Source organism: Pseudomonas sp. P1_A1 (assembly GCF_056406935.1).
Genome location: NZ_JBFTZE010000008.1, coordinates 39,739 through 62,837, shown reverse-complemented (window position 1 = coordinate 62,837; position 23,099 = coordinate 39,739). Strand labels below are relative to the sequence as shown.

General features: G+C 60.1%; 23 protein-coding genes. 2 read left to right on the top strand and 21 right to left on the bottom strand.

The window, feature by feature from the left end; translation table 11 throughout:
* Positions 1-109: 109 nt before the first annotated feature.
* The 14 genes from AC1D2Q_RS13865 to AC1D2Q_RS13800 all read right to left on the bottom strand — a co-directional run bounded on the left by AC1D2Q_RS13865 (position 110) and on the right by AC1D2Q_RS13800 (position 11,311).
* Complete coding sequence (locus tag AC1D2Q_RS13865; RefSeq protein WP_007942012.1) at positions 110-748, bottom strand: TetR/AcrR family transcriptional regulator; 639 nt, start codon at positions 746-748, stop codon at positions 110-112.
* A gap of 383 nt (positions 749-1,131) precedes the next feature.
* Positions 1,132-1,923: a TatD family hydrolase gene (locus tag AC1D2Q_RS13860; protein WP_138867002.1), complete on the bottom strand. Its 792-nt coding sequence runs from the start codon at positions 1,921-1,923 to the stop codon at positions 1,132-1,134.
* Positions 1,924-1,937: 14 nt separating this feature from the next.
* Entirely contained in the window at positions 1,938-2,294 is a 357-nt protein-coding gene (locus tag AC1D2Q_RS13855; RefSeq protein ID WP_477813526.1) for a PilZ domain-containing protein, read from the bottom strand.
* A gap of 32 nt (positions 2,295-2,326) precedes the next feature.
* Positions 2,327-3,313: a DNA polymerase III subunit delta' gene (locus AC1D2Q_RS13850; RefSeq protein ID WP_477813525.1), complete on the bottom strand. Its 987-nt coding sequence runs from the start codon at positions 3,311-3,313 to the stop codon at positions 2,327-2,329.
* Positions 3,306-3,938: a dTMP kinase gene (gene tmk / locus AC1D2Q_RS13845; protein WP_477813524.1), complete on the bottom strand. Its 633-nt coding sequence runs from the start codon at positions 3,936-3,938 to the stop codon at positions 3,306-3,308. Before tmk ends, AC1D2Q_RS13850 begins: the two co-directional genes overlap by 8 nt.
* A gap of 19 nt (positions 3,939-3,957) precedes the next feature.
* A complete protein-coding gene (gene mltG, locus AC1D2Q_RS13840) occupies positions 3,958-5,148 on the bottom strand; it encodes an endolytic transglycosylase MltG (protein ID WP_477813523.1) in 1,191 nt (396 codons plus the stop codon).
* Between the two features lie 3 nt (positions 5,149-5,151).
* Positions 5,152-5,967, bottom strand: coding sequence for an aminodeoxychorismate lyase (gene pabC, locus AC1D2Q_RS13835; RefSeq protein WP_477813522.1), 816 nt, complete (start codon positions 5,965-5,967; stop codon positions 5,152-5,154).
* Entirely contained in the window at positions 5,967-7,211 is a 1,245-nt protein-coding gene (gene fabF / locus AC1D2Q_RS13830) for a beta-ketoacyl-ACP synthase II (RefSeq protein WP_007942005.1), read from the bottom strand. The genes pabC and fabF overlap by 1 nt, the downstream gene beginning before the upstream one ends.
* A 109-nt stretch (positions 7,212-7,320) precedes the next feature.
* Complete coding sequence (gene acpP, locus AC1D2Q_RS13825; protein WP_010165887.1) at positions 7,321-7,557, bottom strand: acyl carrier protein; 237 nt, start codon at positions 7,555-7,557, stop codon at positions 7,321-7,323.
* A gap of 192 nt (positions 7,558-7,749) precedes the next feature.
* The gene (fabG, locus tag AC1D2Q_RS13820; protein WP_007942004.1) at positions 7,750-8,493 is read right to left on the bottom strand and encodes a 3-oxoacyl-ACP reductase FabG; all 744 of its coding nucleotides are present in this window, start codon (positions 8,491-8,493) and stop codon (positions 7,750-7,752) included.
* 16 nt (positions 8,494-8,509) lie between these two features.
* Positions 8,510-9,448 carry an ACP S-malonyltransferase gene (fabD, locus tag AC1D2Q_RS13815; protein ID WP_026286430.1) on the bottom strand — a complete coding sequence of 313 codons (939 nt, stop codon included), beginning with the start codon at positions 9,446-9,448 and terminating at the stop codon, positions 8,510-8,512.
* 125 nt (positions 9,449-9,573) lie between these two features.
* Positions 9,574-10,584: a phosphate acyltransferase PlsX gene (gene plsX / locus AC1D2Q_RS13810; RefSeq protein ID WP_081625794.1), complete on the bottom strand. Its 1,011-nt coding sequence runs from the start codon at positions 10,582-10,584 to the stop codon at positions 9,574-9,576.
* 3 nt (positions 10,585-10,587) lie between these two features.
* Complete coding sequence (rpmF, locus tag AC1D2Q_RS13805) at positions 10,588-10,770, bottom strand: 50S ribosomal protein L32 (protein WP_003179396.1); 183 nt, start codon at positions 10,768-10,770, stop codon at positions 10,588-10,590.
* Positions 10,771-10,783: 13 nt separating this feature from the next.
* Positions 10,784-11,311: a YceD family protein gene (locus tag AC1D2Q_RS13800; RefSeq protein ID WP_007942001.1), complete on the bottom strand. Its 528-nt coding sequence runs from the start codon at positions 11,309-11,311 to the stop codon at positions 10,784-10,786.
* A 105-nt stretch (positions 11,312-11,416) separates the two neighbouring features.
* On the opposite strand from AC1D2Q_RS13800, the gene AC1D2Q_RS13795 reads away from it, so the two are divergent.
* Entirely contained in the window at positions 11,417-11,995 is a 579-nt protein-coding gene (locus AC1D2Q_RS13795) for a Maf family protein (RefSeq protein ID WP_477813521.1), read from the top strand.
* A gap of 59 nt (positions 11,996-12,054) precedes the next feature.
* Here AC1D2Q_RS13795 and sppA read toward each other — a convergent pair whose 3' ends face one another.
* The 3 genes from sppA to rluC are packed head-to-tail and all read right to left on the bottom strand — an operon-like array spanning position 12,055 to position 14,677.
* Entirely contained in the window at positions 12,055-13,044 is a 990-nt protein-coding gene (gene sppA, locus AC1D2Q_RS13790) for a signal peptide peptidase SppA (protein ID WP_477813520.1), read from the bottom strand.
* 24 nt (positions 13,045-13,068) lie between these two features.
* Entirely contained in the window at positions 13,069-13,731 is a 663-nt protein-coding gene (locus AC1D2Q_RS13785) for an HAD-IA family hydrolase (RefSeq protein ID WP_477813519.1), read from the bottom strand.
* Positions 13,718-14,677, bottom strand: a complete 960-nt coding sequence (rluC, locus tag AC1D2Q_RS13780; RefSeq protein ID WP_007941997.1) for a 23S rRNA pseudouridine(955/2504/2580) synthase RluC — start codon at positions 14,675-14,677, stop codon at positions 13,718-13,720. The genes AC1D2Q_RS13785 and rluC overlap by 14 nt, the downstream gene beginning before the upstream one ends.
* 700 nt (positions 14,678-15,377) lie before the next feature.
* Here rluC and rne point away from each other — a divergent pair.
* A complete protein-coding gene (gene rne, locus AC1D2Q_RS13775) occupies positions 15,378-18,581 on the top strand; it encodes a ribonuclease E (protein ID WP_477813518.1) in 3,204 nt (1,067 codons plus the stop codon).
* A gap of 90 nt (positions 18,582-18,671) precedes the next feature.
* Here rne and AC1D2Q_RS13770 read toward each other — a convergent pair whose 3' ends face one another.
* From AC1D2Q_RS13770 to AC1D2Q_RS13755, 4 genes are read right to left on the bottom strand one after another with little or no spacing between them, the layout of a single operon-like run.
* On the bottom strand, positions 18,672-19,265 hold the full coding sequence (locus AC1D2Q_RS13770; RefSeq protein WP_477813517.1) for a nucleotidyltransferase family protein: 594 nt from the start codon (positions 19,263-19,265) through the stop codon (positions 18,672-18,674).
* Entirely contained in the window at positions 19,262-20,245 is a 984-nt protein-coding gene (locus AC1D2Q_RS13765) for an XdhC family protein (RefSeq protein ID WP_477813516.1), read from the bottom strand. Before AC1D2Q_RS13765 ends, AC1D2Q_RS13770 begins: the two co-directional genes overlap by 4 nt.
* The gene (locus AC1D2Q_RS13760; protein WP_477813515.1) at positions 20,245-22,566 is read right to left on the bottom strand and encodes a xanthine dehydrogenase family protein molybdopterin-binding subunit; all 2,322 of its coding nucleotides are present in this window, start codon (positions 22,564-22,566) and stop codon (positions 20,245-20,247) included. Before AC1D2Q_RS13760 ends, AC1D2Q_RS13765 begins: the two co-directional genes overlap by 1 nt.
* Positions 22,563-23,033: a (2Fe-2S)-binding protein gene (locus AC1D2Q_RS13755; protein WP_477813680.1), complete on the bottom strand. Its 471-nt coding sequence runs from the start codon at positions 23,031-23,033 to the stop codon at positions 22,563-22,565. Before AC1D2Q_RS13755 ends, AC1D2Q_RS13760 begins: the two co-directional genes overlap by 4 nt.
* Between the last annotated feature and the right edge of the window lie 66 nt (positions 23,034-23,099).

Genomic DNA, 23,099 nt, shown 5'->3' with positions numbered 1-23,099 from the left:
CTTGACTCACAAATCAAGTTTTAGCAAGCCCTATGCCTGAGTATATTCCTGCGGTACTGCGCCACGTAGCTAAATCATGGCTCATGGCGCAATTAGACAACTGGATGGCTCAGCTGCTCGGAGTGTCGGTATCGCGCTTGCGCTTGTTGCCCATGCGCACGCCGATGTCCATCAGGAACTGGAAGAAACCTTCCTGATCTTCCAGCACATTGCTCCAGAACGGCGAGTGATACAGCGCCACGGCGCCATGCACCAGCGCCCAGGCTGCGCAGTAATGGAAGTAAGGCGGCACGTCTTCGAGCTTGCCTTCGCTGATCCGGCCCTTGATCAGCAGGGTCAGGCGTTCGAAGTTCGAGGCGCGGATCTTGTGCAGTTCCTCGACCATCTCCGGTACCTGGTTGCCCTTGACCACCTTTTCTTCCAGGCGATCGAACAACCGATAGCGTTGCGGATCGCGCATGCGGAATTCGAAGTAGGCCCGGGACAGGGCTTCCTTGTCCTTATCGACATCGGCGGAATGCAACAGCTCGTTCAAATCACGCTCGTAGTCGAGCATCAGGCGCAGGTAGATCTCCGCCTTGGATTTGAAGTGCTTGTAGATCGTGCCTTTGCCGATACCTACGGCATCAGCAATCATCTCGACGGTGACACTGTCTTCACCTTGTTCGAGGAACAGCTTGAGCGCGGTATCGAGAATTTCTTGCTCGCGGCGACGAAACTCACGGACCTTACGAGGTTCTTTATGCATAAGAAAAGGTCTGTAGGGGTCAAAATTCGAAGCCGCGTATTATGCCTAACTTGCGCAAAAATGCACGGATCATCCGACCATATATGTGTTTCTTGATGAATTCACGCGACCTCGCCGGTCGATGAGAACTCAACCGAAGCGCACGTATTCCAAATTTGTTTAAAAACCCGACCAACCAAACTGGACTCGGCGCGATACTGATCAATACTTCAACTGTCGGCGAGGCATCTCCCCCAAGTGTCGCGCCGATGAAGGTACCAAAGGATTGCGTGCCTTTGTTTTACTCCTAATGGTCTTAACCCGGATTCACCCCCCAGAACCCGGGTTTTTTTTGCCTGCAATTTGAGGGCAAAGCCCGCCACAGGTTGCGACCTTTTCCAACGTTACGCCGATGCCCTGACGTGCGCCAACGGAAATAACCGCTTGAAATTCTCGGTAGTCTGCTCGGCAAATCGCTCGTAGGGCTCGCCTCGCAACATTGCCAGAAATTCCGCTACCTCACGCACGTACTGCGGCAGGTTCGGTTTGCCGCGATACGGGATCGGCGCCAGGTACGGCGAATCGGTTTCCACCAGCAAGCGGTCGGCCGGCACTTTGCTGGCCACATCGCGCAAGGCATCGGCATTGCGAAAAGTGACAATACCGGACAAGGAAATGTAATAACCCATATCCAGCGCGGCCTTGGCCATCTCCCAGTCTTCGGTGAAGCAATGCAGAACGCCTGCTTGAGGCAGCGCCGCCTCACGCAGCAGTTCAAGGGTGTCGGCCCGGGCGCCACGGGTGTGGATGATTACCGGCTTGCCGGTCTGTTGCGCCGCTTGCAGGTGCAGGCGGAACGACTCCTGCTGCAACTCTGCCGCTTCAGGTTCGTAGTGGTAATCCAGGCCGGTTTCCCCGATCGCCACCACCCGCGGATGATTGAGTTCGCGCAACAGCCAATCCAGCGCCGGAGCGGCACCCGGCTGCACGTCCAGCGGATGCACGCCGACCGAACAATCGACGTCGTCGTAACGTTCGGCCAACGCCTTGACGTCGGCGGCGTTATCGGCGCTGACGCCAATGCACAGAAAGTGCCCTACTCCCCTCTGACGAGCCGCGTCGAGCGCGGCATCCAGGGAGCCGTTGTGGGCGGTGAGATCGAGGCGATCAAGGTGGCAATGGGAATCTACAAGCATAAAAGGGCTGCAACTTACATCGTATGAGTGGGACGGTCGGACTTCAGGGCTCCGGCCAGATGGGTTTCGATTCGACTGCGCGCGGTGTCGTCGCCTTCGTTGAATTGCACGCCGACTCCTGCGGCGCGGTTGCCCTGGGCACCTTTGGGGGTAATCCAGGTGACCTTGCCGGCGACCGGGATCTTTTCCGGTTCGTCCATCAGGTGCAGCAGCATGAAGACCTCATCGCCCAACCTGTAGCTCTTGTTGGTCGGGATAAACAGGCCACCGTTCTTGATGAATGGCATGTAGGCCGCGTAGAGCACGGACCTGTCCTTGATGGTCAAGGACAAAATGCCATTGCGCGGGCCCGGACTGATGGGTTCGTTCATGCTGACCTCCATTTCTGATGATCAGAGTCTAGTCACCTCTGGGCAGGCAAGGATACCCATTGCACCAACAGCGCCTCCAGCAACAGCGCCGGATTGAGGTTGGCCTTGCTCATCACTTTCTGCCGCTGGGCGAGAATCCAGTCCTGAATATTCAGGACTTTATCCTGAGCGGCTTTCTGCGCCAGGTATTGAATCACCTTGCGCATGTCCGCCAGCCCCAGCCCCGCTTCATCCTGAGTCAACTGATAACGCAGGATCAGGCTCGACCAGTCGCAGAACCAGTCGAACAGCAGCAACATGGGAATGGTTTTCCATTCCTCGGCCAGTTGCGTCGGCGATTGCTGCTGCTTGAGCAACTTCTTCACACCCTCGACCACCAGCGCCCGCTGCTCGCGCACGCCCTGAGCCTGCAATTTGACCGCGGCCAATGGCGAACCGGCAGCAAGGGTCAACAGTTCAATGCGCTCGTCTTCCGAGCAGTCCGGCAACGTCTTGGCCAGCCACGCCAGGCTCATGGCTTCGCTCGGCAATGGACAGGCCTGCTGTACGCAACGGCTCTTGATAGTCGGCAGCAGACGGCTGGTCTGGTGGCTGACCAGCAGCAATACGGTGTCGCCGGACGGCTCTTCAAGGCTTTTGAGCAAGGCGTTGGCGGCGTTGATGTTCATCGACTCGACCGGCTCGATCAGCACCACCTTGCGACCGCCCATCTGCGAGGTCTGAACCACGAAGCTGACCAGGTCACGCACCTGATCGACCTTGATCGCCTTGTCTGCCTCTTCCGGTTCCAGGACGTAGTTGTCGGGATGACTACCGGCCTTGAGCAGCAGGCAGGATTTGCACTCACCGCAGGCGCCTTGGGCGGTCGGATGCTGGCACAACAAACTGGCCATCAACCGCTCGGCCAGCGCACGCTTGCCGATCCCGGCCGGGCCATGCAGCAAATAGGCATGGGCGTGCTGGGCACGACCGGCCAATTGCTGCCAGAGACTGTCCTGCCACGGATAAGCTTCAGCCACGGGTCAACTCCAGCAGACGTGGCAGCAAGGCATCCAGAAACTGCTGAACCTGCGCCAGCGGTTGAGCGGCATCCACCAGGACATAACGCGCAGGATCCGCTTTGGCGCGCTCGAGGAAGGCACTGCGCACGGCATCGAAGAACGTACGGCCTTCAAGCTCGAAGCGGTCCAGGCGACCGCGGGCGCTGGCGCGGGCCAGGCCCACTTCCACCGGCAGATCGAAGATCAGCGTCAAGTCCGGGCGCAGATCGCCCTGGACGAACGTTTCGAGGGTCGCGATGCGCTCCAGCGACAAACCGCGACCACCGCCCTGGTAGGCATAGGTCGAATCGGTAAAACGATCACACAGAACCACCGCGCCACGGGCCAGCGCCGGGCGGATCACCTCGGCCAGGTGCTGGGCTCGCGCGGCGAACACCAACAGCAGCTCGGTGTCAGGGTTCATGACCTCATCGACCGGCGCCAACAATACGTCGCGAATCCGCTCGGCCAAGGGCGTGCCGCCCGGCTCCCGGGTCAACACCACCTCGATCCCGGCGGCGCGCAGACGCTCGGCCAGGTATTCGCGATTGGTGCTCTTGCCGGCACCTTCCGGGCCTTCCAGGGTAATAAACAAGCCAGTCACAGGCAGTCCTTAATCAGAGTCATTGCGGGCTTTGCGGCGCCGGAGCATCCCGCTCGGGTGCTGGCGCAGGCTCTTGTGCAGAGTCTTGCGGCGCTACTTGTGGCACGTCTTCGGCCGCCGTATCAGGCGAAGCCGCCGGGGTCGGCGCCTGGGCACCTTCCGTCAGCGGCGTGGTAGTCGGTGCCGGGCTGGAGCGGTAATCGGCACGGCGATTGAGCTGGAACTCCCGCACCGCATTGTTATGGGCGTCCAGATCATCGGAGAACACGTGGCTGCCATCACCGCGCGCAACAAAATACAGGCTGTTGCCGTCCGCCGGATTCAACGCCGCATGGATCGCCTCGCGGCCGACCATCGCGATCGGAGTCGGCGGCAGGCCAGCGATCAGGTAAGTGTTATACGGCGTCGGCTCCTTGAGATGGGCGCGGGTCAACTTGCCGTTATAGCGATCGCCCAAGCCGTAGATCACCGTCGGATCGGTCTGCAGCAACATGCCCATCTCCATGCGCCGCACGAACACGCCGGCGATTTGCCTGCGCTCCTGCGGCACACCGGTTTCCTTTTCCACCAGCGAGGCCATGATCAGCGCCTGATAGGGTTCGGTGTAGGGCACGTCGGCAGCACGCTGACTCCATTCCATGGCGAGGACTTCGTCAAGGCGGTCGTAAGCTTTCTTGAGCAGATCGACGTCAGTCATGCCACGCACGAAACGGTACGTGTCGGGGAAGAAGCGCCCTTCCGGGAAAATCCCGCCGTGCCCGAGCTTGTCCATCACCTGACTGTCACTCAAACCATTGAGGGTCTGTTCGAGCTTTTCATCCTTGGCCAGGGCGGCGCGGACCTGATGGAAATTCCAGCCTTCGACCAGCGTCAGGCTGTACTGAACCATTTCCCCGCGCTTCCACAGGTCGATCAGCCCTTCGACTGTCATGCCGGGAACCATGCGGTATTCGCCGCTGTGCAGCGGTTGGCCCGCCAGGTTGAAGCGCCAGTACACACGCAGCCAGAAAGCGTCCTTGATGACGCCATCGGCTTCAAGTCGAATGAAAGTGCGGTTCGGCGTAGTGCCTTTGGGCACTTCCAAGAGTTTTTCCTGGGCGATGTTCAGCGGCTGTTCCAGCGCCGAATGGATTTTCCAGGCGCAAGCGCCCGCCAACAGCCCCGCCAGAACCAGTCCGGTTTCCAGCAGCAGCAATAATTTACGTCTCACGAATCAAGCATCCAGTAGCGCACGGGCAATGGTTTGGAGTTTACGGGTGAGCGGCCCAACCGGCCAGCTCAGTGCGGCATAGGCGCGCACCGGCCAAACGCCATAAACGCTGTTGCAGACAAAGACCTCATCAGCCCATTGCAGCTGTTCGAGGGTAATGTCGGTGATTTGTGTGGGGATCCCCAATGACTCGGCTTGAAACAATAATTCGGCACGCATTACGCCTGCCACGCCACAACGTTTGAGATCGGCGGTCACCAGCACGCCATCGCGCACCAGGAACAGATTACTGAACACACCTTCGATCACCCTCCCGACCTGATCCAGCATCAAGCCTTCGGCATGCTCGGTGTCCTGCCATTCGGAACGGGCGATAACCTGCTCCAGACGATTCAGGTGCTTGAGGCCGGCAAGCAATGGCTGCCTGGAAAGCCGTGTTGTACAAGGGAACAGGCGCACACCTTGCTTCGCATACACAGTCGGATAGGCAGCGGGAGGATTGCCTTGCAGAATGCGCCGGGCCTGGGCCGAAGGATCGGGGGCGTAACCGCGCAGGCTGTCGCCGCGGGTGAGAATGAGTTTGAGCACGCCCTCGCCCAGCGCGGCGGCATAGGCCAGCAGCTCCGCGCGGATCAGCTCATGATCGGCGGCAATCGCCAGGCGCGAACAGCCTTCGGCCAGACGCGACAAATGTCGATCCAGCAATAACGGCTGCCCGCCCTTGACGGCGATGGTCTCGAACAGGCCATCGCCGTAAGCCAGGCCGCGATCTTTCAGCGACAAAGCGTCAGCCGGTTGACCGTCGACCCAGCTGTCCATCAGTCAGCGAACCGGCGGAACACCAGCGAGCCATTGGTACCGCCAAATCCGAAGGAGTTGGACAGCACCACGTCGATATCCATGCCGCGCGCGGTGTGGGGAACGAAGTCAAGGTCGCAGCCTTCGTCCGGCTCATCGAGGTTGATGGTCGGCGGGGCTACCTGACTGTTGATTGCCAGTACGCTGAAAATCGCCTCGACCGCCCCTGCGGCACCCAGCAGGTGACCGGTCATGGACTTGGTCGAACTGACGGCCAGTTTGTAGGCGTGATCGCCGAACACCGATTTGATCGCACAGGCTTCGGCGAGATCGCCAGCCGAGGTTGAGGTGCCGTGGGCATTGATGTACTGCACCTGATCGCCATTGATCTTCGCATCGCGCAAGGCATTGGTGATGCAACGCGCAGCACCCGCGCCATCGGCCGGTGGCGAGGTCATGTGGTAGGCATCGCCACTGGTGCCGAAACCGATCAGCTCGGCGTAAATGGTCGCACCACGGGCCTTGGCGTGCTCCAGCTCTTCGAGAACCAGTGCGCCGGCACCGTCGGACAGCACGAAGCCATCACGACCCTTGTCCCATGGACGGCTGGCACGGGTCGGCTCGTCGTTGCGGGTCGACAGTGCGCGGGAGGCACCAAAGCCGCCCATGCCCAGACCACACGCGGCCATCTCGGCGCCACCGGCGATCATTACGTCGGCTTCGTCGTACATGATGTTACGTGCCGCCATGCCGATGCAGTGCGTACCGGTGGTACACGCCGTGGCGATGGCGTAGTTAGGTCCCTGTGCACCCAAGTGAATGGACAGGAAACCGGAAATCATATTGATGATCGAGCCAGGCACGAAAAACGGAGAAATCCGCCGTGGGCCGGAATCATGCAGTGTGCGGCTGGTGTCTTCGATATTGGTCAGACCGCCAATACCCGACCCCATGGCCACGCCGATACGCTCGCGATTGGCGTCGGTAACCTCAAGACCTGCGTTACGCACGGCTTGAAAACCTGCAGCCAGACCGTATTGAATGAACAGGTCGAGTTTGCGGGCTTCCTTGACCGACAAGTATTCCTCGACATTGAAGCCCTTTACCGAACCGCCAAAGCGGGTGGAATAGGCAGAAAGGTCGGTGTGTTCGATCAGACCAATGCCACTGCGGCCAGCCAGAATGCCCTGCCAGCTGCTCGGCACATCCGTGCCCAGTGGCGACAACATACCCATACCGGTGACTACGACGCGTCTACGCGACACAGCACTCTCCTTTTTTCAAATGACGACTTCGCACAAGGCCTAAAGAAAAAACCGCACGCCATGATGGCAGTGCGGTTTTTCCATGACAGCGAGCGACGACTAAAAACTATTACGCCTGATGGCTGGTAACGTAGTCGATTGCTGCTTGTACAGTAGTGATCTTCTCAGCTTCTTCGTCAGGGATTTCGGTCTCGAATTCCTCTTCCAGAGCCATCACCAGCTCAACGGTGTCAAGGGAGTCGGCACCCAGGTCTTCAACGAAGGAAGCGGTGTTGGTCACTTCTTCTTCTTTAACGCCCAGTTGCTCAGCAACGATTTTCTTGACGCGCTCTTCGATGGTGCTCATACCTTGTTTTCACTCCTAATGGACAAATTCAGGCAGCTGGCCAGTGGGTAAGTGTATAGAAAGACTTTTCAGTTTTTCAACTGAAAGCTTCACTCCTCAAACCCTGCGGCCCTCTGCCGATAAAATAGATTGCAGCTTTATAACGGATTTTAGACAGCTCGTATGACATTTTTTTGAAGCAATCCGTCACATTTAACTCATGTACATCCCGCCGTTCACCGGGATTGTAGCCCCAGTAACGTAAGCCGCACCGTCGGACGCAAGAAAAGCGACCACAGACGCGATCTCTTGAGCTTGCCCCAGACGACCCAGCGGAATTTGCGTCTGCAAGGCTTCACGCTGCGCCTCGGGCAGTTCGCGGGTCATATCGGTGTCGATGAACCCTGGGGCCACCGAGTTTACCGTAATCGAACGCGAACCGACTTCACGCGCCAGCGCACGGCTGAAACCTTCCAGACCAGCCTTCGCGGCTGCGTAGTTTACTTGGCCTGCGTTGCCCATGGCACCCACAACCGAGCCAATACTGATAATTCGTCCCCAACGGGCTTTGGTCATACCGCGCAAAACGCCCTTGGACAGGCGGAACAGACTGTTCAAGTTGGTGTCGACAACGTCATGCCATTCGTCATCTTTCATGCGCATCATCAGGTTATCGCGGGTGATACCGGCATTATTGACCAGGATCGCCGGCGCACCGAACTGCTCCTGAATGCTCGCCAGCACGGCCGCTACGGACTCGTCGCTGGTGACATTGAGTTCCAGACCAGTGCCCTGAATACCGTTTTCTTTCAGAGTGGCGGCGATACGCTCGGCACCCGATGCGGAGGTCGCAGTGCCGACAACGATGGCACCCTGACGACCCAGCTCCAGAGCGATAGCCTGGCCGATACCACGGCTGGCACCGGTGACCAGTGCAACTTTACCTTGCAGACTCATGCAAGCTTCTCCTTGATCAGACCAGCGCTGCACGGGCGGCAGCGAAAGCATCTGGGGTATTGAGGTTAGAGGTCGACACGCCTTCAGCGCAACGTTTGTTCAGACCGGCCAGGACCTTGCCCGGACCGCACTCGACCAGTTGGGTCGCACCCTTGGCAGCCAGTGCCTGGACCGATTCGACCCAGCGCACAGGCTTGTAAAGCTGCTCAAGCAGATCGCGCTTGAGGGTTTCCAGATCGGCTGGTACGTCGGCACTGACGTTCTGCACTACCGGAATCTGCGGCGCCTGCCAGTCGATCGCCGCGATCGACTCGGCGAATCGCTCGGCCGCCGGACGCATCAACTCGCAGTGGGACGGCACGCTGACCGGCAACGGCATGGCGCGCTTGGCACCACGCGCCTTGCAGCCTTCGATGGCGCGTTCGACCGCAGCCTTGGCGCCGGCAATCACTACCTGGCCCGGCGAGTTGAAGTTGACTGCGCTGACCACTTCACCTTGCGCCGCTTCGGCGCAGGCTGCCAGCACGTCAGCATCGTCCAGACCGAGGATAGCGGCCATGCCGCCCTGCCCGGCCGGAACGGCTTCCTGCATCAATTGACCGCGACGCTCTACCAGCTTCACCGCGGCGCCCAAGCTCAGGCTGCCCGCAGCCACCAGAGCGCTGTATTCACCCAGGCTGTGACCGGCAACGTAAGCCGGACGCGCGCCGCCTTCAGCCAGCCACAGACGCCACAAGGCGATCGAGGCGGTCAGAATGGCCGGTTGGGTTTTATCGGTTTGATTGAGTAGTTCTTCCGGCCCTTGCTGGGTCAGCGCCCACAGGTCGTAACCCAGAGCATCGGAAGCTTCTTTGAATGTTTCAAGGACCACCGGGTGTTGCGCGCCCAACTCGGCCAGCATGCCGAGGGACTGCGAACCCTGTCCTGGAAAGACGAATGCGAGGGAAGCAGACATGTAACAAGCCCCTAATGATCTTGTCGTCGGAGAATTGACGTCCCGCCAGGGGAACGCAAGAAACTGACAGTTGGATGACTCATTGAACTGAGCGGTCACATTTAAGCATTGTCTGACGAAAACGCCTAAGGCAACAAATCTTCCAGGCGCCCATGAAGACGTTCCGGCAAGTTTTCCTGGATCTCGATCAAGGCGCGCTGAATCGCACTCTGGAAGCCCTGAACCCCCGCCGAACCATGACTTTTCACGACAATTCCCTGCAAACCGAGGAAACTTGCGCCGTTATGGCGTGCCGGCGCCAACTCGGCCTGCAAGCGTTTCATCAGCGGCAGCGCCAGTGCGCCTACCAGTTTCGACGCGAAATTTTTCTTGAACTGGGCCTCGATGCGCCCGGCGATCATGGTCGCCAGGCCTTCGCTGGACTTGAGCAGGATATTGCCGACAAAGCCGTCACACACCACCACATCCGCCTCGCCACGGTACAAACCGTCGCCCTCGACAAACCCGATGTAGTTCAGGCCACGCGCATTTTGCAGCAGGGTCGCCGCCAGCTTGACTTGCTGATTGCCCTTGATGTCTTCAGTGCCGATATTCAGCAACGCGACCCGTGGACGCACGACGCCCAGGGCTTGCGCCGCCACAGACCCCATCACCGCAAACTGCAACAGATGCTCGGCACTGCAATCGACATTGGCGCCCAGATCGAGCAACTGACAGAAACCTTTCTCGGTCGGAATGGCGGCGACCATGGCTGGCCGGTCGATCCCCGGCAAGGTTTTGAGCACAAACCGCGACAACGCCATCAGCGCACCGGTATTGCCGGCACTGACGCACGCCTGGACCTTGCCATCACGCAACAACTCCAACGCCACGCGCATCGACGAATCAGGCTTGCCGCGCAGGGCCTGGGCAGGCTTTTCGTCCATGGTGATGACTTCGGACGCCGGCACAATCGACAGGCGCGAGCGATCCACAGCCGATTGGCCAGCGATCAATTCTTCAAGTAGGGAGGGTTGACCGACAAGGGTCAGGTGCAGCGAGGGCGTAGCTGACAGACAAGCAAGGCTGGCCTGAACAATGCTGCGGGGACCGAAGTCCCCGCCCATTGCGTCAATCGCGATGACTTGAGCGGACAAGGATTACTCGTCAGCGCCCTTGTCGATCACTTTACGGCCACGGTATACGCCTTCTGGCGATACGTGGTGACGCAGGTGAACTTCACCGGTGGTTTTTTCTACAGACAGGGTGCTAGCCTCGAGAGCATCGTGCGAACGACGCATGTCACGGGCAGAGCGGGATTTTTTGTTCTGCTGAACAGCCATAATTGATTAACTCCTAAACGTTTGGGTCACGCTTTAACTGCGCCAATACACTGAACGGGTTGGACCGCGTTACCTCGTCCTCGCTCGGTTCGGGCTCATCTGCTCCCGCCGGCTGCTGGCATTCTTCCGGATGATGAGCAGGCACAATGGGCAAGGCGAGCAGAAGCTCCTCCTCGATCAGTGACTGCAGATCCAATGGATCTTCGCCCAGTTCCAGCACGTCATAACCTTTCGGCAACGACTGGGTATTCGCACCCTCCTTCACCACAGCATAACTGCATTCGCTATGGATCGGCAGGGTGACCAGCTCAAGACAACGCTGGCAAACCATTTTGACTTCGGTGTCGATAAAGCTGTGGATTACCACAGACTTACGTTCATCTCGTTCAAAAACGAATTTAGCCTGCACCGTACCGACATTGTCGGAAAGCGGGTCGCAGAGTCTCTCCAAATCGGCCAGCAGCATTTCACCTTGAAGGGTGGTGCCACGGTCAGCCAATTTGCGCGGGTCAACGTGAGGTGGAATCGGGTCATTCAACATAGGCGCAGCATTATAGGGATGCCCCCAGCCATGTCAAAGGAAATTCAGCCCTGCCCGTCACTTGAGCCTGCGCTAGAATTCGCCCCTTGCCCTTTGGAGATGCGCATGCTGCCTTTATTACTCGCTTCAAGCTCGGTTTATCGCCGGGAATTGCTGGCTCGCCTGCAGTTGCCGTTTACTTGCCGCTCGCCGGATATCGACGAAAGCCATCGCCCGGACGAGTCAGCCATAGAACTGGTAAAGCGCCTCGCCGAAGAAAAAGCCCGGGCACTTGCAGCCAGCCATCCCGCCCACCTGATCATCGGCTCGGACCAGGTCGCGGTACTGGGTGAACGGATTATCGGCAAGCCTCACACCTTCGAAAAGGCCCGCGAACAACTACTGGCGTCCAGCGGTGCCAGCGTGACATTCCTCACCGGCCTGGCATTGCTCAACAGTCAGACCGGCCACTGCCAGGTCGACTGCGTGCCGTTTACCGTGCACATGCGCGCACTCGACGCAGCACGCATCGAACGCTACCTGCACGCCGAACAGCCCTACGACTGCGCTGGCAGCTTCAAGGCTGAAGGATTGGGTGTGAGCCTGTTTCAAAGCACCGAAGGCCCTGACGCCACCAGCCTGATCGGCCTGCCACTGATTCGCCTGGTGGACATGTTGCTGGCTGAAGGCGTGCAAATACCCTGAACCGACTGCGCGCGCACAAAAAACCGGCCACGCAGGCCGGCTTCTTATGCAGCCAACGATCAGCGCAACGCCGGCCCCTGGAAGCCCATCCACATCGCCAAATGCTCAGCCACGCTGGCACCGAGCTTTTTCGAGAAGCGATCAAACGGCGACTCCTCGATAGTGAAGTCCACCAGCTCTTTCTCGCCAATCACGTCACGAGCCACCGAACTGGCACTGCCCAGACCATCAATCAAGCCCAGCGGCAGCGCCTGCTCACCTGACCAGACCAGCCCGGAGAACAGCTCCGGATGATCTTTGTCCTTGAGACGATCGCCACGCCCCTTCTTGACGCTACTGATGAACTGCTGATGAGTGGTGTCGAGCACACCCTGCCAGAACTGAGTTTCTTCAGGCTTCTGCGGCTGGAACGGATCGAGGAATGATTTGTGCTCGCCAGAGGTGTAGGTACGACGCTCGACACCCAGTTTTTCCATGGTGCCGACAAAACCATAACCGGCCGCGGTCACACCAATGGAACCCACAAGGCTCGCCTTGTCGGCATAGATCTGATCTGCCGCACTGGCAATGTAATAGGCACCGGAAGCCCCCAGATCCGAGATCACCGCGTAAACCTTGATATCCGGATGCAGGCCGCGCAAACGACGGATCTCGTCGTAAACATAACCCGACTGCACCGGACTGCCGCCCGGACTGTTGATTCGCAGGATCACACCCTTGACCTTGGTATCCTCGAAGGCTTTACGCAGACTGCTGACGATATTATCTGCACTCGCCGGCTCTTTGTCGGCGATCATGCCGGTTATATCGATCAGCGCCGTGTAACCGGAACCACGAGTGGCGCTTTTTTCCATATCCATCAGCGGCGAGAACAAGAACAACGCAAGCAACAGATATGCAAAGGTCAGCAGCTTGAAGAAAATCCCCCAGCGACGGGACCGGCGATGCTCCTGCACACTGGCGAGCAGGGTCGTTTCCAGCAGCTTCCAGCTTTTCTCGTCACCGCTCTCTACACTCGCCTTGGCGGGCGCTTTCCATTCGTCGGTCATGACATTTACCCCTGCAAAAAACCGTTAAGCCGGCTGATTCAGCCAGGCGCGCAATTCTGAAAAACGATCAATGGACAGCCGTGGTTCGAACCGCTGCAACGCCTCAATCGATTGAGCGCCATAACTGACTGCCACCGAATCCATGCCGGCATTGCGCGCCATCTGCAGATCGAAGGACGAATCCCCGACCATCAGCGCTTGCTCCGGACGAACCTCACAATGGGCGAGGATCTGCTCGAGCATCAGCGGATGGGGCTTGCTGGCGGTTTCATCGGCTGCGCGAGTGACATCAAAATAATCTTCCCAGCCGTGAGCTTTCAGCACCCGGTCCAGCCCGCGCCGAGCCTTGCCAGTGGCGACCGCCAGGTGATAGCCGTCAGCACGAAACGCTTCCATCGACTCGAGCACGCCCTCGAACAACGGCGAAGGAACAGCCTCCGCCGCGATGTAGTGCTCCGCATAATAGTCACGGAAAGCCATCAGCTCGCCATCGCCGATCTCGGGATACAAGGTCCGAATCGCTTCCGGCAACCCGAGACCGATGATGCCTTTGACCGCAAAATCATCGCGCAACGGGAAGCCGGAGCGCCTGGACGCCACGTGCATCGCCTCGACAATCCGACCAATGGAGTCTGCGAGCGTACCGTCCCAATCGAAAATCAGCAGCTTGTAATCAGATGGGCGCACTCAATCGCTCCACGGTTTTGGCCCACATTTCGTCGACCGGCGCCTGCAACTTCAGCTCACCGCCATCAGGCAGCGGCACGGTCAGCATGTAGGCATGCAGGAATAGACGCTTGCCGCCCAGGTCACGAATTTCCTTGCTGAAATCTTCATCGCCGTACTTGGTGTCGCCGGCGATGCAATGCCCGGCATGCAAAGTATGGACGCGAATCTGGTGAGTGCGACCGGTGATCGGCTTGGCTTCGACCATGGTGGCAAAGTCACCGAAGCGGCGCAGCACCTTGAACACGGTCAGCGCCTCCTTGCCCTCTTCGTCGACTTCGACCATGCGCTCGCCGGAGCGCAGATTGCTCTTTTGCAACGGCGCACGGACTTGCTTGATCGAGGTCGCCCAGTTGCCGCGCACCAGCGCCATATAGCGCTTGTCGACGCCATCACCACGCAATGCGGCGTGCAAGTGACGCAACATGCTGCGCTTTTTGGCGATCATCAGCAGGCCGGACGTGTCCCGGTCGAGGCGGTGAACCAACTCGAGCTCTTTTGCATCAGGGCGTAACTGACGAAAGGCTTCGATGACGCCGTAATTCAAGCCGCTGCCGCCGTGAACCGCAATGCCAGCGGGCTTGTTGATCACGATCAGCGCCTTGTCTTCGTAGACAATCGAGGCCTCGAGCCGCTGCAGCAGCCCCTGCGCCAGCGGCACGGGCTCGTCGCGTTCGGGCACGCGAACCGGCGGCACGCGCACGATGTCGCCCGCCTGCAGCTTGTATTCGGGCTTGATCCGACCTTTGTTCACCCGCACTTCGCCTTTACGCAAAATGCGGTAAATCAAGGTCTTGGGCACGCCTTTGAGCCGAGCGAGAAGGAAGTTATCAATACGTTGGCCGGCATATTCCGGCGAGACCTCAAGCAGTTGTACGCCTGGGGTCGAAGGGGCAGTAGTCGTCATGGTGCGGATGATAACAATTTTTTATGGAATTGAAGCACTTAATCATTGCTGCTATAGTCGCGAACGCCGCCAAAAGTGGCCTGGACAGCGGACTAACGGTCAAAAACCGGCCCTGACCAACGCAATTCACGAGGACGAGAGGCCGTCCTACGGGGCTTTCGCTACGTAACGGCAGAGTTTGCAGTTGTAACAAGCGCAGGTGACATAAGGCCTGAATCATGCCGCAAAGCAGAGTTTTCACTCGCCTTCCGAGCAAATATTCACGGCCAGTTCACAAAGTGCAGTCAGCTGCAAACGACCCCGAGCGAACGCTTCGGAAACAACGCCTAAATTAGCCATGATGCGTGACCTCCCCTTTCGGAGCTCACGGTAAATGCCAACCCGCTGCGGATTCTGCGCGCGGCAGCACCCGAATTATCAGGGATACGTGTAGGGTGGAGATGCACAACCGCTGGACTGTGTAGCAATAGGCTTTATCAAGACGCTTCATCTCGTCCACAGCCGCCGGTTGATTCCTCCTCCTGACTGAGTGCTTAAGTAGCCACAGCAAGCAGGACGCGTACGTCGCGATACCGGCCCAATTGGTCGGACATCGCTGGACACGGGAATGGCCAACCACTCCCGACGCACCTGACACCGACCGTGAGAAGTCGTGTGTGCCGAACGCCGTTTCCGGCAGCCCGGAAACCGACGGTACTACATGAAAAGAATGCTGATTAACGCGACTCAACCTGAAGAGTTGCGTGTTGCACTGGTAGATGGCCAACGCCTCTACGACCTGGACATCGAATCCGGTGCACGCGAGCAGAAGAAGGCCAACATCTATAAAGGCCGGATTACTCGCATCGAACCAAGCCTTGAGGCTGCCTTTGTCGATTTCGGCTCTGAGCGCCACGGCTTCCTGCCCCTCAAAGAAATCTCCCGCGAATACTTCAAGAAAGCCCCCGAAGGCCGCGTCAACATCAAGGACGTCCTGAGCGAAGGCCAGGAAGTCATCGTTCAAGTCGAAAAAGAAGAACGTGGCAACAAGGGCGCCGCCCTGACCACCTTCATCAGCCTGGCCGGTCGTTACCTGGTCCTGATGCCGAACAACCCGCGTGCCGGCGGTATCTCCCGTCGCATCGAGGGTGAAGAGCGCAACGAACTGCGTGAAGCCCTCAACGGCCTGGTTGCCCCGGCCGACATGGGCCTGATCGTTCGCACTGCCGGCCTTGGCCGCAGCAGCGAAGAAATGCAGTGGGACCTCGACTACCTGCTGCAACTCTGGACCGCCATCAAAGAAGCCTCGCTGGACCGCGCCGCGCCGTTCCTGATCTACCAGGAAAGCAACGTGATCATCCGCGCCATCCGCGATTACCTGCGCCAGGACATCGGCGAAGTGCTGATCGACAGCGTTGAAGCCCAGGACGAAGCCCTGACCTTCATTCGCCAGGTGATGCCGCAGTACGCCAGCAAGATCAAGCTGTACGAAGACAGCGTTCCGCTGTTCAACCGCTTCCAGATCGAAAGCCAGATCGAAACCGCCTTCCAGCGCGTCGTCGAACTGCCTTCCGGCGGCTCCATCGTCATCGATCCGACCGAAGCCCTGGTGTCCATCGACATCAACTCGGCACGCGCCACCAAAGGCAGCGACATCGAAGAAACCGCTCTGCAGACCAACCTTGAAGCCGCCGAAGAAATCGCCCGTCAGTTGCGCTTGCGCGACATCGGCGGCCTGATCGTCATCGACTTCATCGACATGACCCCTGCCAAGAACCAGCGCGCCGTGGAAGAGAAAGTCCGCGAATGCCTGGAAGCCGACCGCGCCCGCGTGCAAGTCGGTCGCATCTCGCGCTTCGGCCTGCTGGAAATGTCCCGTCAGCGCCTGCGTCCATCGCTGGGCGAAAGCAGCGGCATCGTTTGCCCGCGTTGCAACGGCACCGGCATCATCCGTGACGTTGAATCGCTGTCGCTGGCGATCCTGCGCCTGATCGAAGAAGAAGCCCTGAAAGACCGCACCGCCGAAGTTCGCGCACAAGTGCCGATCCCGGTGGCGGCGTTCCTGCTCAACGAAAAACGCAACTCGATCACCAAGATCGAACTGCGCACCCGCGCCCGCATCGTCATTCTGCCGAACGATCACCTCGAAACGCCGCACTTCGAAGTTCAGCGTCTGCGCGATGACAGCCCGGAAGCCAGCATCAATCAGTCCAGCTACGAAATCGCTGCTGCCGCTGCCGAAGTCGAAGAAGTCCAGCCAGCCGCTGCGACCCGCACCCTGGTTCGCCAGGAAGCCGCGGTCAAGACTGCACCAGCCCGCGCCAACGCTCCGGTTCCGACCGAAGTCGTCGCCGCTCCAGTGGCTGCGCCAGTTGCCGCGCCTGAGCCAAGCCTGTTCAAGGGCCTGGTGAAGTCGCTGATCAGTCTGTTCGCGACCAAGGAAGAGCCTGCTGCTCCGGTTGTGGTTGAAAAACCAGCGACCACCGAGCGCCCTGCCCGCAACGAAGAGCGTCGCAACGGTCGTCAGCAGAGCCGCAACCGTAACGGTCGCCGCGATGAAGAGCGCAAGCCTCGTGAGGAACGTGCACCGCGTGAAGAGCGCGCACCACGTGAGCCACGCGAAGAGCGTCAACCACGCGAAGTTCGCGAAGAAACGCCGGTAGTCGCTCGCGAAGAACGCGCTCCACGTGCCCCTCGTGAAGAACGCGCACCGCGCGCACCGCGTGAAGATCGCAAGCCACGTGGCGAGCGTGAAGAACGTCCGGTTCGTGAACTGCGTGAGCCTCTGGATGCCGCTCCGGCCGCCGCTGCCACCGCTGAAGAGCGTCCGGCCCGTCAGCCACGCGAAGAACGCGCTCCACGCCCACCGCGTGAAGAACGTCAACCACGCACCGAGCAAGCCGCTGCCGCCGTTGCCGAAGAAGAGCTGCCAACCAACGAAGAGCAACTGCAGGAAGACGGTCAGGAAGTCGCCGAAGGTGATCGTCCACGCCGCCGTTCCCGTGGCCAGCGTCGTCGCAGCAACCGTCGTGAGCGTCAGCGCGATGCCAATGGCAATGTGATCGAAGGTTCGGAAGAATCCGAATCGGCTGAAAACGCCGAAGCGCCAAGCGCTGCCGATCTGGCCGCCGGCCTGGCGGTTACCGCTGCCGTTGCCAGCACCGTGATCAGCGCGCCTGCCGAAGCACAAGCCAACGAGCAAGCCGAACGTGCTACCGCCGCCACCCTGGAAACCGCTCCGGTTGAAGCACCAGTGGTTGAAGCGACCACGCCGGTAGCCGTCACCGCCGCTCCGGAAATCGAAGTGGCGCCGGTTCGTGAAACACAGCCTGAAGTACAGGCTGCCGCCGAACCAGTGGTTGCCGCAGAACCTGTCGTTGAAGCACCAGTGGCTGAACCGGCACGTGAAGTTCGCGAAGTTCGTGAAGAACAAACCACGTTCAACTGGGTTGCCGAGCCACCTGTAGCCGTCGAAGCTCCAGCGCCAGTCGCCGAGGCTCCGGTTGCTGAAGCCCCAGCGGCTGAAACCATGGCCTCCGAGCCAGTGGTTGCGGCTGCCGAGCCTGCTCCGCTGCTTGAAGCGCCGGTGGTTGCCGAAGCTGCACCTGTGGTCGAAGCCGCTCCTGTCAGCGCTCTGACCCCAAGTGGCCGCGCACCGAACGACCCGCGTGAAGTACGTCGTCGCAAGCGTGAAGCCGAGCGTCTGCAGAAGGAAGCCGAACTGGCTGCCGCTGCTGCTCCAGCCGCTGCCGAGCCAGCACCGGTTGTTGCTGAAGTCGTCGAGGCAGCCCCTGCCCCGGCCGCTGAAGTCCCTGCCGAGCCGGTTGAATCCGCGATCGACGAAGCACCGCGTTCCGTACAGGAAGCGGTAGAGCAACACGAGCAAGCCCTGGAAAAAGAGCACGAGCCTAAACCCCTCGCCTGATTCCATCGGCCACTAAAAAGCCCCGCCTGGTGATCCAGGCGGGGCTTTTTTATGTCCGTTGCAATGCAGGATAACCGCGACGGCGGTGTATCAGGCGAAGACCAACCCCTCTGGGGTATCCACATCCCACAACACCCCGGGATCCTCCACCGCCACCTCGACCACCCTCGCCTGCGCAAACAGTGACTTGGCGCCCTGATCGCCGGTCAACGCCATCAATCCCGGACCGAAGCTTCGCCCGAACCCCACCGGGTGCCCGTATTGCCCCTCATGCACCGGCACGCTGACGGCGTCATCGGCAATAGCCGCGACGACCTGTTCAATACTCGCCGGCAGGATAAACGGCATATCCCCCAGCATGATCAGCCAGCCATCGAGGTGCGAACACGCCGCCACACCCGCCGCAATGCTGTCGCCCAGGCCGGTCGACTCGATCCGCACAATCTCGCAACCATAGGCCTGCGCCATGCGAATCACTTGCGGGCGGTCCGCCGTGGTCACCAGCACGCGCTTCTCAAGCGCGGCCGGCAGATTCACCAGCACCTGCTCGATCATTGAGTGCACGGTGATGCCATCACGGGCGGTGCAGTCCACCAGCAACTTGTCCTTATCGTCTCCCGCTACCTGTCGAAACCGGCTGCCCTGCCCCGCGGCCAGAACGATAACGCCAATGGAGTCACTCATACGCCCTCCTGCAACGGCCTCTTCTGCTTGAGCTCGATGCCGTTCTTGATCGCCACAATCTCGGCCAGCAGCGACAAGGCGATTTCCGCCGGAGTATGGCTGCCGATGTGCAAACCGATCGGGCCGTGCAAACGCTCGATGGCCTGTTGGGACAAGCCTAGCTGAGCCAGGTTATCCCGACGTTTCTGGCTGTTGACTCGCGAGCCCAGCGCACCGACATAAAACGCCCTGGAATCCAGGGCCGTGAGCAGCGCCATGTCATCCAGGCGCGGATCATGGGTTAGTGCGACGATGGCGGTGCGTTCGTCGCTCTGGATGGTCAGCACCGCTTCGTCGGGCATGCCCGGAACGAAGCGACCGTGTTGCTCTTCCCAACCGTAGACGAACTCGGTGCGCGGATCGCAGATCAGCACTTCGAAATCCAGCAGCCGCGCCATCTCGGCAACATACCGCGATAGCTGCCCCGCGCCGATCAACAACAATCGCCAACGCGGGCCGTAAATGGCGCGCAGTATGTTGCCATCAAAACTCAGCACATCGTGCTTGTTCGCCGGCTGCAAAACCACTTCACCGGTCGCAATATCCAGCGAGCGCGCAACAATTTCATGCGCCTCGCAGCGCGCCAGCAACTGGGCGACCCACGCCGGATCGCCGACGCGCTCCTCGGTCAGGCGCAACGTGCCGCCGCAGGGCAAACCAAACCGCGCGGCCTCCTCACGAGTGACGCCATAAGTAATCAACTGCACCGGCGGCCCATCGGCCGGGATACGGCCATCGTGCAGCCGGGCAATCAGGTCATCCTCGACACACCCACCGGACACCGAGCCAATCACTACGCCATCGCCACGCAAGGCCAGCATGGCGCCAGGTGCCCGGGGCGCAGTGCCCCAGGTCTGGACCACGCTGTACAACATCACCCGCTGACCGGCGCGGCGCCATTCCAGCACGCTGCGCAGGACGTTCAGATCGACGCTGTCCATCAGGCGTCAGCCTTCTGCCAGCCTTGCAGCTGATAGCGCACCGGCAAGCTGCGGATGCGCTTGCCGGTGGCGGCGAAGATCGCGTTGCACAGCGCTGGCGCAATCGGCGGCACGCCCGGCTCACCGACCCCGCCCAACGGTACATTGCCCGGTGGCGTGACCAGGTGCACGGCGACTTCCTTCGGTGCCAGGGACATGCGCGCCACCTCGTACATATGGAAGTTGTCCTGCTGAACCTTGCCGTCCTTGAAACTGATTTCCCCCAGTACTGCATTGCCCAGGCCCATGACACAGGCGCCTTCGAACTGCGAGCGAATCCGCTCGGGGTTGATCTGCGGGCCGCAGTCCACGGCGATGTCGGCCTTGTGCACGATCAGCGTGCCATCGTCTTTGACTTCGACTTCGATCACGGCTGCCACATAAGTGACAAAGCTGTAATGCACCGCCAGGCCCAGGCCACGACCCTTGGGCAATTCACGCCCCCAACCGGCGGCTTTGGCGGCGGTTTCCAGCACCGTGCGCATCCGCGCGGTATCGATAGGATAGCGCTCAGGGGATTCGCCGTAGTTCCACTCTTCACTCAAGGTGCTCGGATCGATCTGACGGTCCGGGCCGAGCAGCTTGATCTGGTACTTGAGCGGATCCTGGCCGGCCTTATGGGCCAGTTCATCGACAAAGCTCTGAATCGCAAAGCCGTGGGGAATGTTCGACACCGAGCGATACCAGCCGACCCGCGTGTGAACCGTCGCTTCAGGGTTTTCCAGGCGCACGTTGGGGATCGCGTACGCCATGTTGGTAAAGCCCATGCCCAGTTCGAAAGCCGCCTCATGGTTCATGCCCGGCGCGAACAACGCGGTAATGCTCGGCGCCACCGTGCGGTGCAGCCAGCCGGACGGCAGGCCGTCCTTGTTCAGGCTCGCCTTCAGGTATTCGGCGGACACGGTATGGAAATATGAGTTGTGGATGTCGTCTTCACGGGTCCACTGCACCCGCACCGCTTTGCCCGGAAACTCCTTGGCCAGGATCGCCGCTTCAATGACGAAGTCCGGCTTGGACTTGCGACCGAAACCGCCGCCGAGCAAGGTGACGTTGAATGTGACGTTATCGAATGGAATGCCCAAGCGCTCGCCGATCCGTTCGCGAGTGACTTGCGGCGCCTGGCTTGGCGCCCAGGCCTCGCACACACCGTCCTTGAAACGGGCGATGGCGACCATCGGCTCCATCGGCGATTGCGTCAGGTGCGGCAGATAGTAGGAGGCTTCGAGGGTGCTGTCGGCAGCGCTCATGGCCTGGTCGATGCTGCCGGTATTGCGCACCACTTTGCCGGGCCTGAGCGACGCGGCTTCGAGTTCCTTGCGGTAGGCGATCGAGTCGTAACTGGCGTTGGGGCCGTCATCCCACTCGATCTTCAGCGCTTCGCGGCCCTTGATCGCCGCCCAGGTGTTGCTGGCCACCACGGCCACACCGCCAAGCGGCTGGAACTCGGACGGCAATGGACGGCTTTCGATTGGCAGGACTTTGATCACCCCCGGCACTTTCATCGCAGCGGCGGCATCGAAGGATTTGACCTTGCCGCCGTAGACCGCCGGACGCGCGATGGTGGCGAAGAGCATGCCATCGAAATGCACATCGGCGCCGTAGACCGCGCGACCGTTGACGATGTCCGCACCGTCGATGGCCTTGGTGCCTTCCTTGCCAATGTAGCGAAACTCCGACGGTTGCTTGAGCCGCAGGCTGTCGCGGGCCGGCACCGTAAGCGCGCTGGCTGCTGCGGCCAACGCGCCGTAGCCCAGTTCACGGCCGCTCGGTTTATGGATGACCTTGTGCAGTTGCGCATGGCATTCGCCGATCGGCACTTTCCATTGCTCGGCAGCGGCTTGCTCAAGCATGGTCCGCGCAGCAGCACCGCAACGGCGCATCGGCTCGTACCAGTGACGCATGCTGCGCGAACCGTCGGTGTCCTGATTGCCGAAGCGAACTTCGTCACCCGGCGCCTGCTGCACTTTGACCTGTGCCCAGTCGGCGTCCAGTTCATCGGCCACCACCATGGTCAGGCTGGTGCGCACGCCCTGGCCCATTTCCGAACGGTTGCAAATCACCGTCACGCTGCCATCGGCGGCGATGCTGATGTAAACCTTCGGGTCATCGATCCAGCCGTTGGGCATGCCATCGGCGCCGAACTTCTTGTCTTTCTCCGCGGCCAGCGCATCCTGCCAGCCCCAACTGGCCGCCAGCACCAACGCGCTGGTGGCACCCACGCCTTTGAGGAAACCACGGCGGCTGAGATTACTCAGCGCAAAATCATTCGGTAGCTGGCTCATGCCTTGGCCTCCTTCAGGTGAGTGGATGCCTGGCGGATGGCGGTCTTGATCCGGTTGTAGGTGCCGCAACGGCAGATGTTGCCGACCATTGCCTCCTCAATCTGCTCGTCGCTGGGGTTCGGGTTGGTTTTCAGCAGCGCGGTGGCCGACATGATCTGTCCGCCCTGGCAGTAACCGCACTGAGCCACGGCGCTGTCGAGCCAGGCTTGCTGGACGATCTTGCCCACCGGGTCGGCATGCAGGTCGTCGATGGTGCTGACGTTCTGGCCGACCACCGAGCCGATCGGCGTGATGCAACTGCGCGCGGGCGCGCCGTCAATATGAATGGTGCAAGCGCCACACAAGCCCATGCCGCAGCCGAATTTGGTGCCGTTGTAGCCAACAACGTCACGGATCGCCCAGAGCAGCGGCATGTCCTCGGTGACATCGAGTTGATGGTCTTTTCCATTGAGTTTCAGGGTAATCATGGGCACGCCCGCCATTTTTTTCTCATTAAAGAGGTCGAGGTTATGGGGTCGAGCAATCTGCCGCTT

Excerpts from the sequence above, each read along its gene's own strand:
- AC1D2Q_RS13865 (WP_007942012.1), bottom strand. The coding sequence starts at position 748 with ATGCATAAAGAACCTCGTAAGGTCCGTGAGTTTCGTCGCCGCGAGCAA.
- AC1D2Q_RS13860 (WP_138867002.1), bottom strand. The coding sequence starts at position 1,923 with ATGCTTGTAGATTCCCATTGCCACCTTGATCGCCTCGATCTCACCGCC.
- AC1D2Q_RS13855 (WP_477813526.1), bottom strand. The coding sequence starts at position 2,294 with ATGAACGAACCCATCAGTCCGGGCCCGCGCAATGGCATTTTGTCCTTG.
- pabC (WP_477813522.1), bottom strand. The coding sequence starts at position 5,967 with ATGGACAGCTGGGTCGACGGTCAACCGGCTGACGCTTTGTCGCTGAAA.
- acpP (WP_010165887.1), bottom strand. The coding sequence starts at position 7,557 with ATGAGCACCATCGAAGAGCGCGTCAAGAAAATCGTTGCTGAGCAACTG.
- fabG (WP_007942004.1), bottom strand. The coding sequence starts at position 8,493 with ATGAGTCTGCAAGGTAAAGTTGCACTGGTCACCGGTGCCAGCCGTGGT.
- fabD (WP_026286430.1), bottom strand. The coding sequence starts at position 9,448 with ATGTCTGCTTCCCTCGCATTCGTCTTTCCAGGACAGGGTTCGCAGTCC.
- rpmF (WP_003179396.1), bottom strand. The coding sequence starts at position 10,770 with ATGGCTGTTCAGCAGAACAAAAAATCCCGCTCTGCCCGTGACATGCGT.
- AC1D2Q_RS13800 (WP_007942001.1), bottom strand. The coding sequence starts at position 11,311 with ATGTTGAATGACCCGATTCCACCTCACGTTGACCCGCGCAAATTGGCT.
- AC1D2Q_RS13795 (WP_477813521.1), top strand. The coding sequence starts at position 11,417 with ATGCTGCCTTTATTACTCGCTTCAAGCTCGGTTTATCGCCGGGAATTG.
- sppA (WP_477813520.1), bottom strand. The coding sequence starts at position 13,044 with ATGACCGACGAATGGAAAGCGCCCGCCAAGGCGAGTGTAGAGAGCGGT.
- rluC (WP_007941997.1), bottom strand. The coding sequence starts at position 14,677 with ATGACGACTACTGCCCCTTCGACCCCAGGCGTACAACTGCTTGAGGTC.
- rne (WP_477813518.1), top strand. The coding sequence starts at position 15,378 with ATGAAAAGAATGCTGATTAACGCGACTCAACCTGAAGAGTTGCGTGTT.
- AC1D2Q_RS13770 (WP_477813517.1), bottom strand. The coding sequence starts at position 19,265 with ATGAGTGACTCCATTGGCGTTATCGTTCTGGCCGCGGGGCAGGGCAGC.
- AC1D2Q_RS13765 (WP_477813516.1), bottom strand. The coding sequence starts at position 20,245 with ATGGACAGCGTCGATCTGAACGTCCTGCGCAGCGTGCTGGAATGGCGC.
- AC1D2Q_RS13760 (WP_477813515.1), bottom strand. The coding sequence starts at position 22,566 with ATGAGCCAGCTACCGAATGATTTTGCGCTGAGTAATCTCAGCCGCCGT.
- AC1D2Q_RS13755 (WP_477813680.1), bottom strand. The coding sequence starts at position 23,033 with ATGATTACCCTGAAACTCAATGGAAAAGACCATCAACTCGATGTCACC.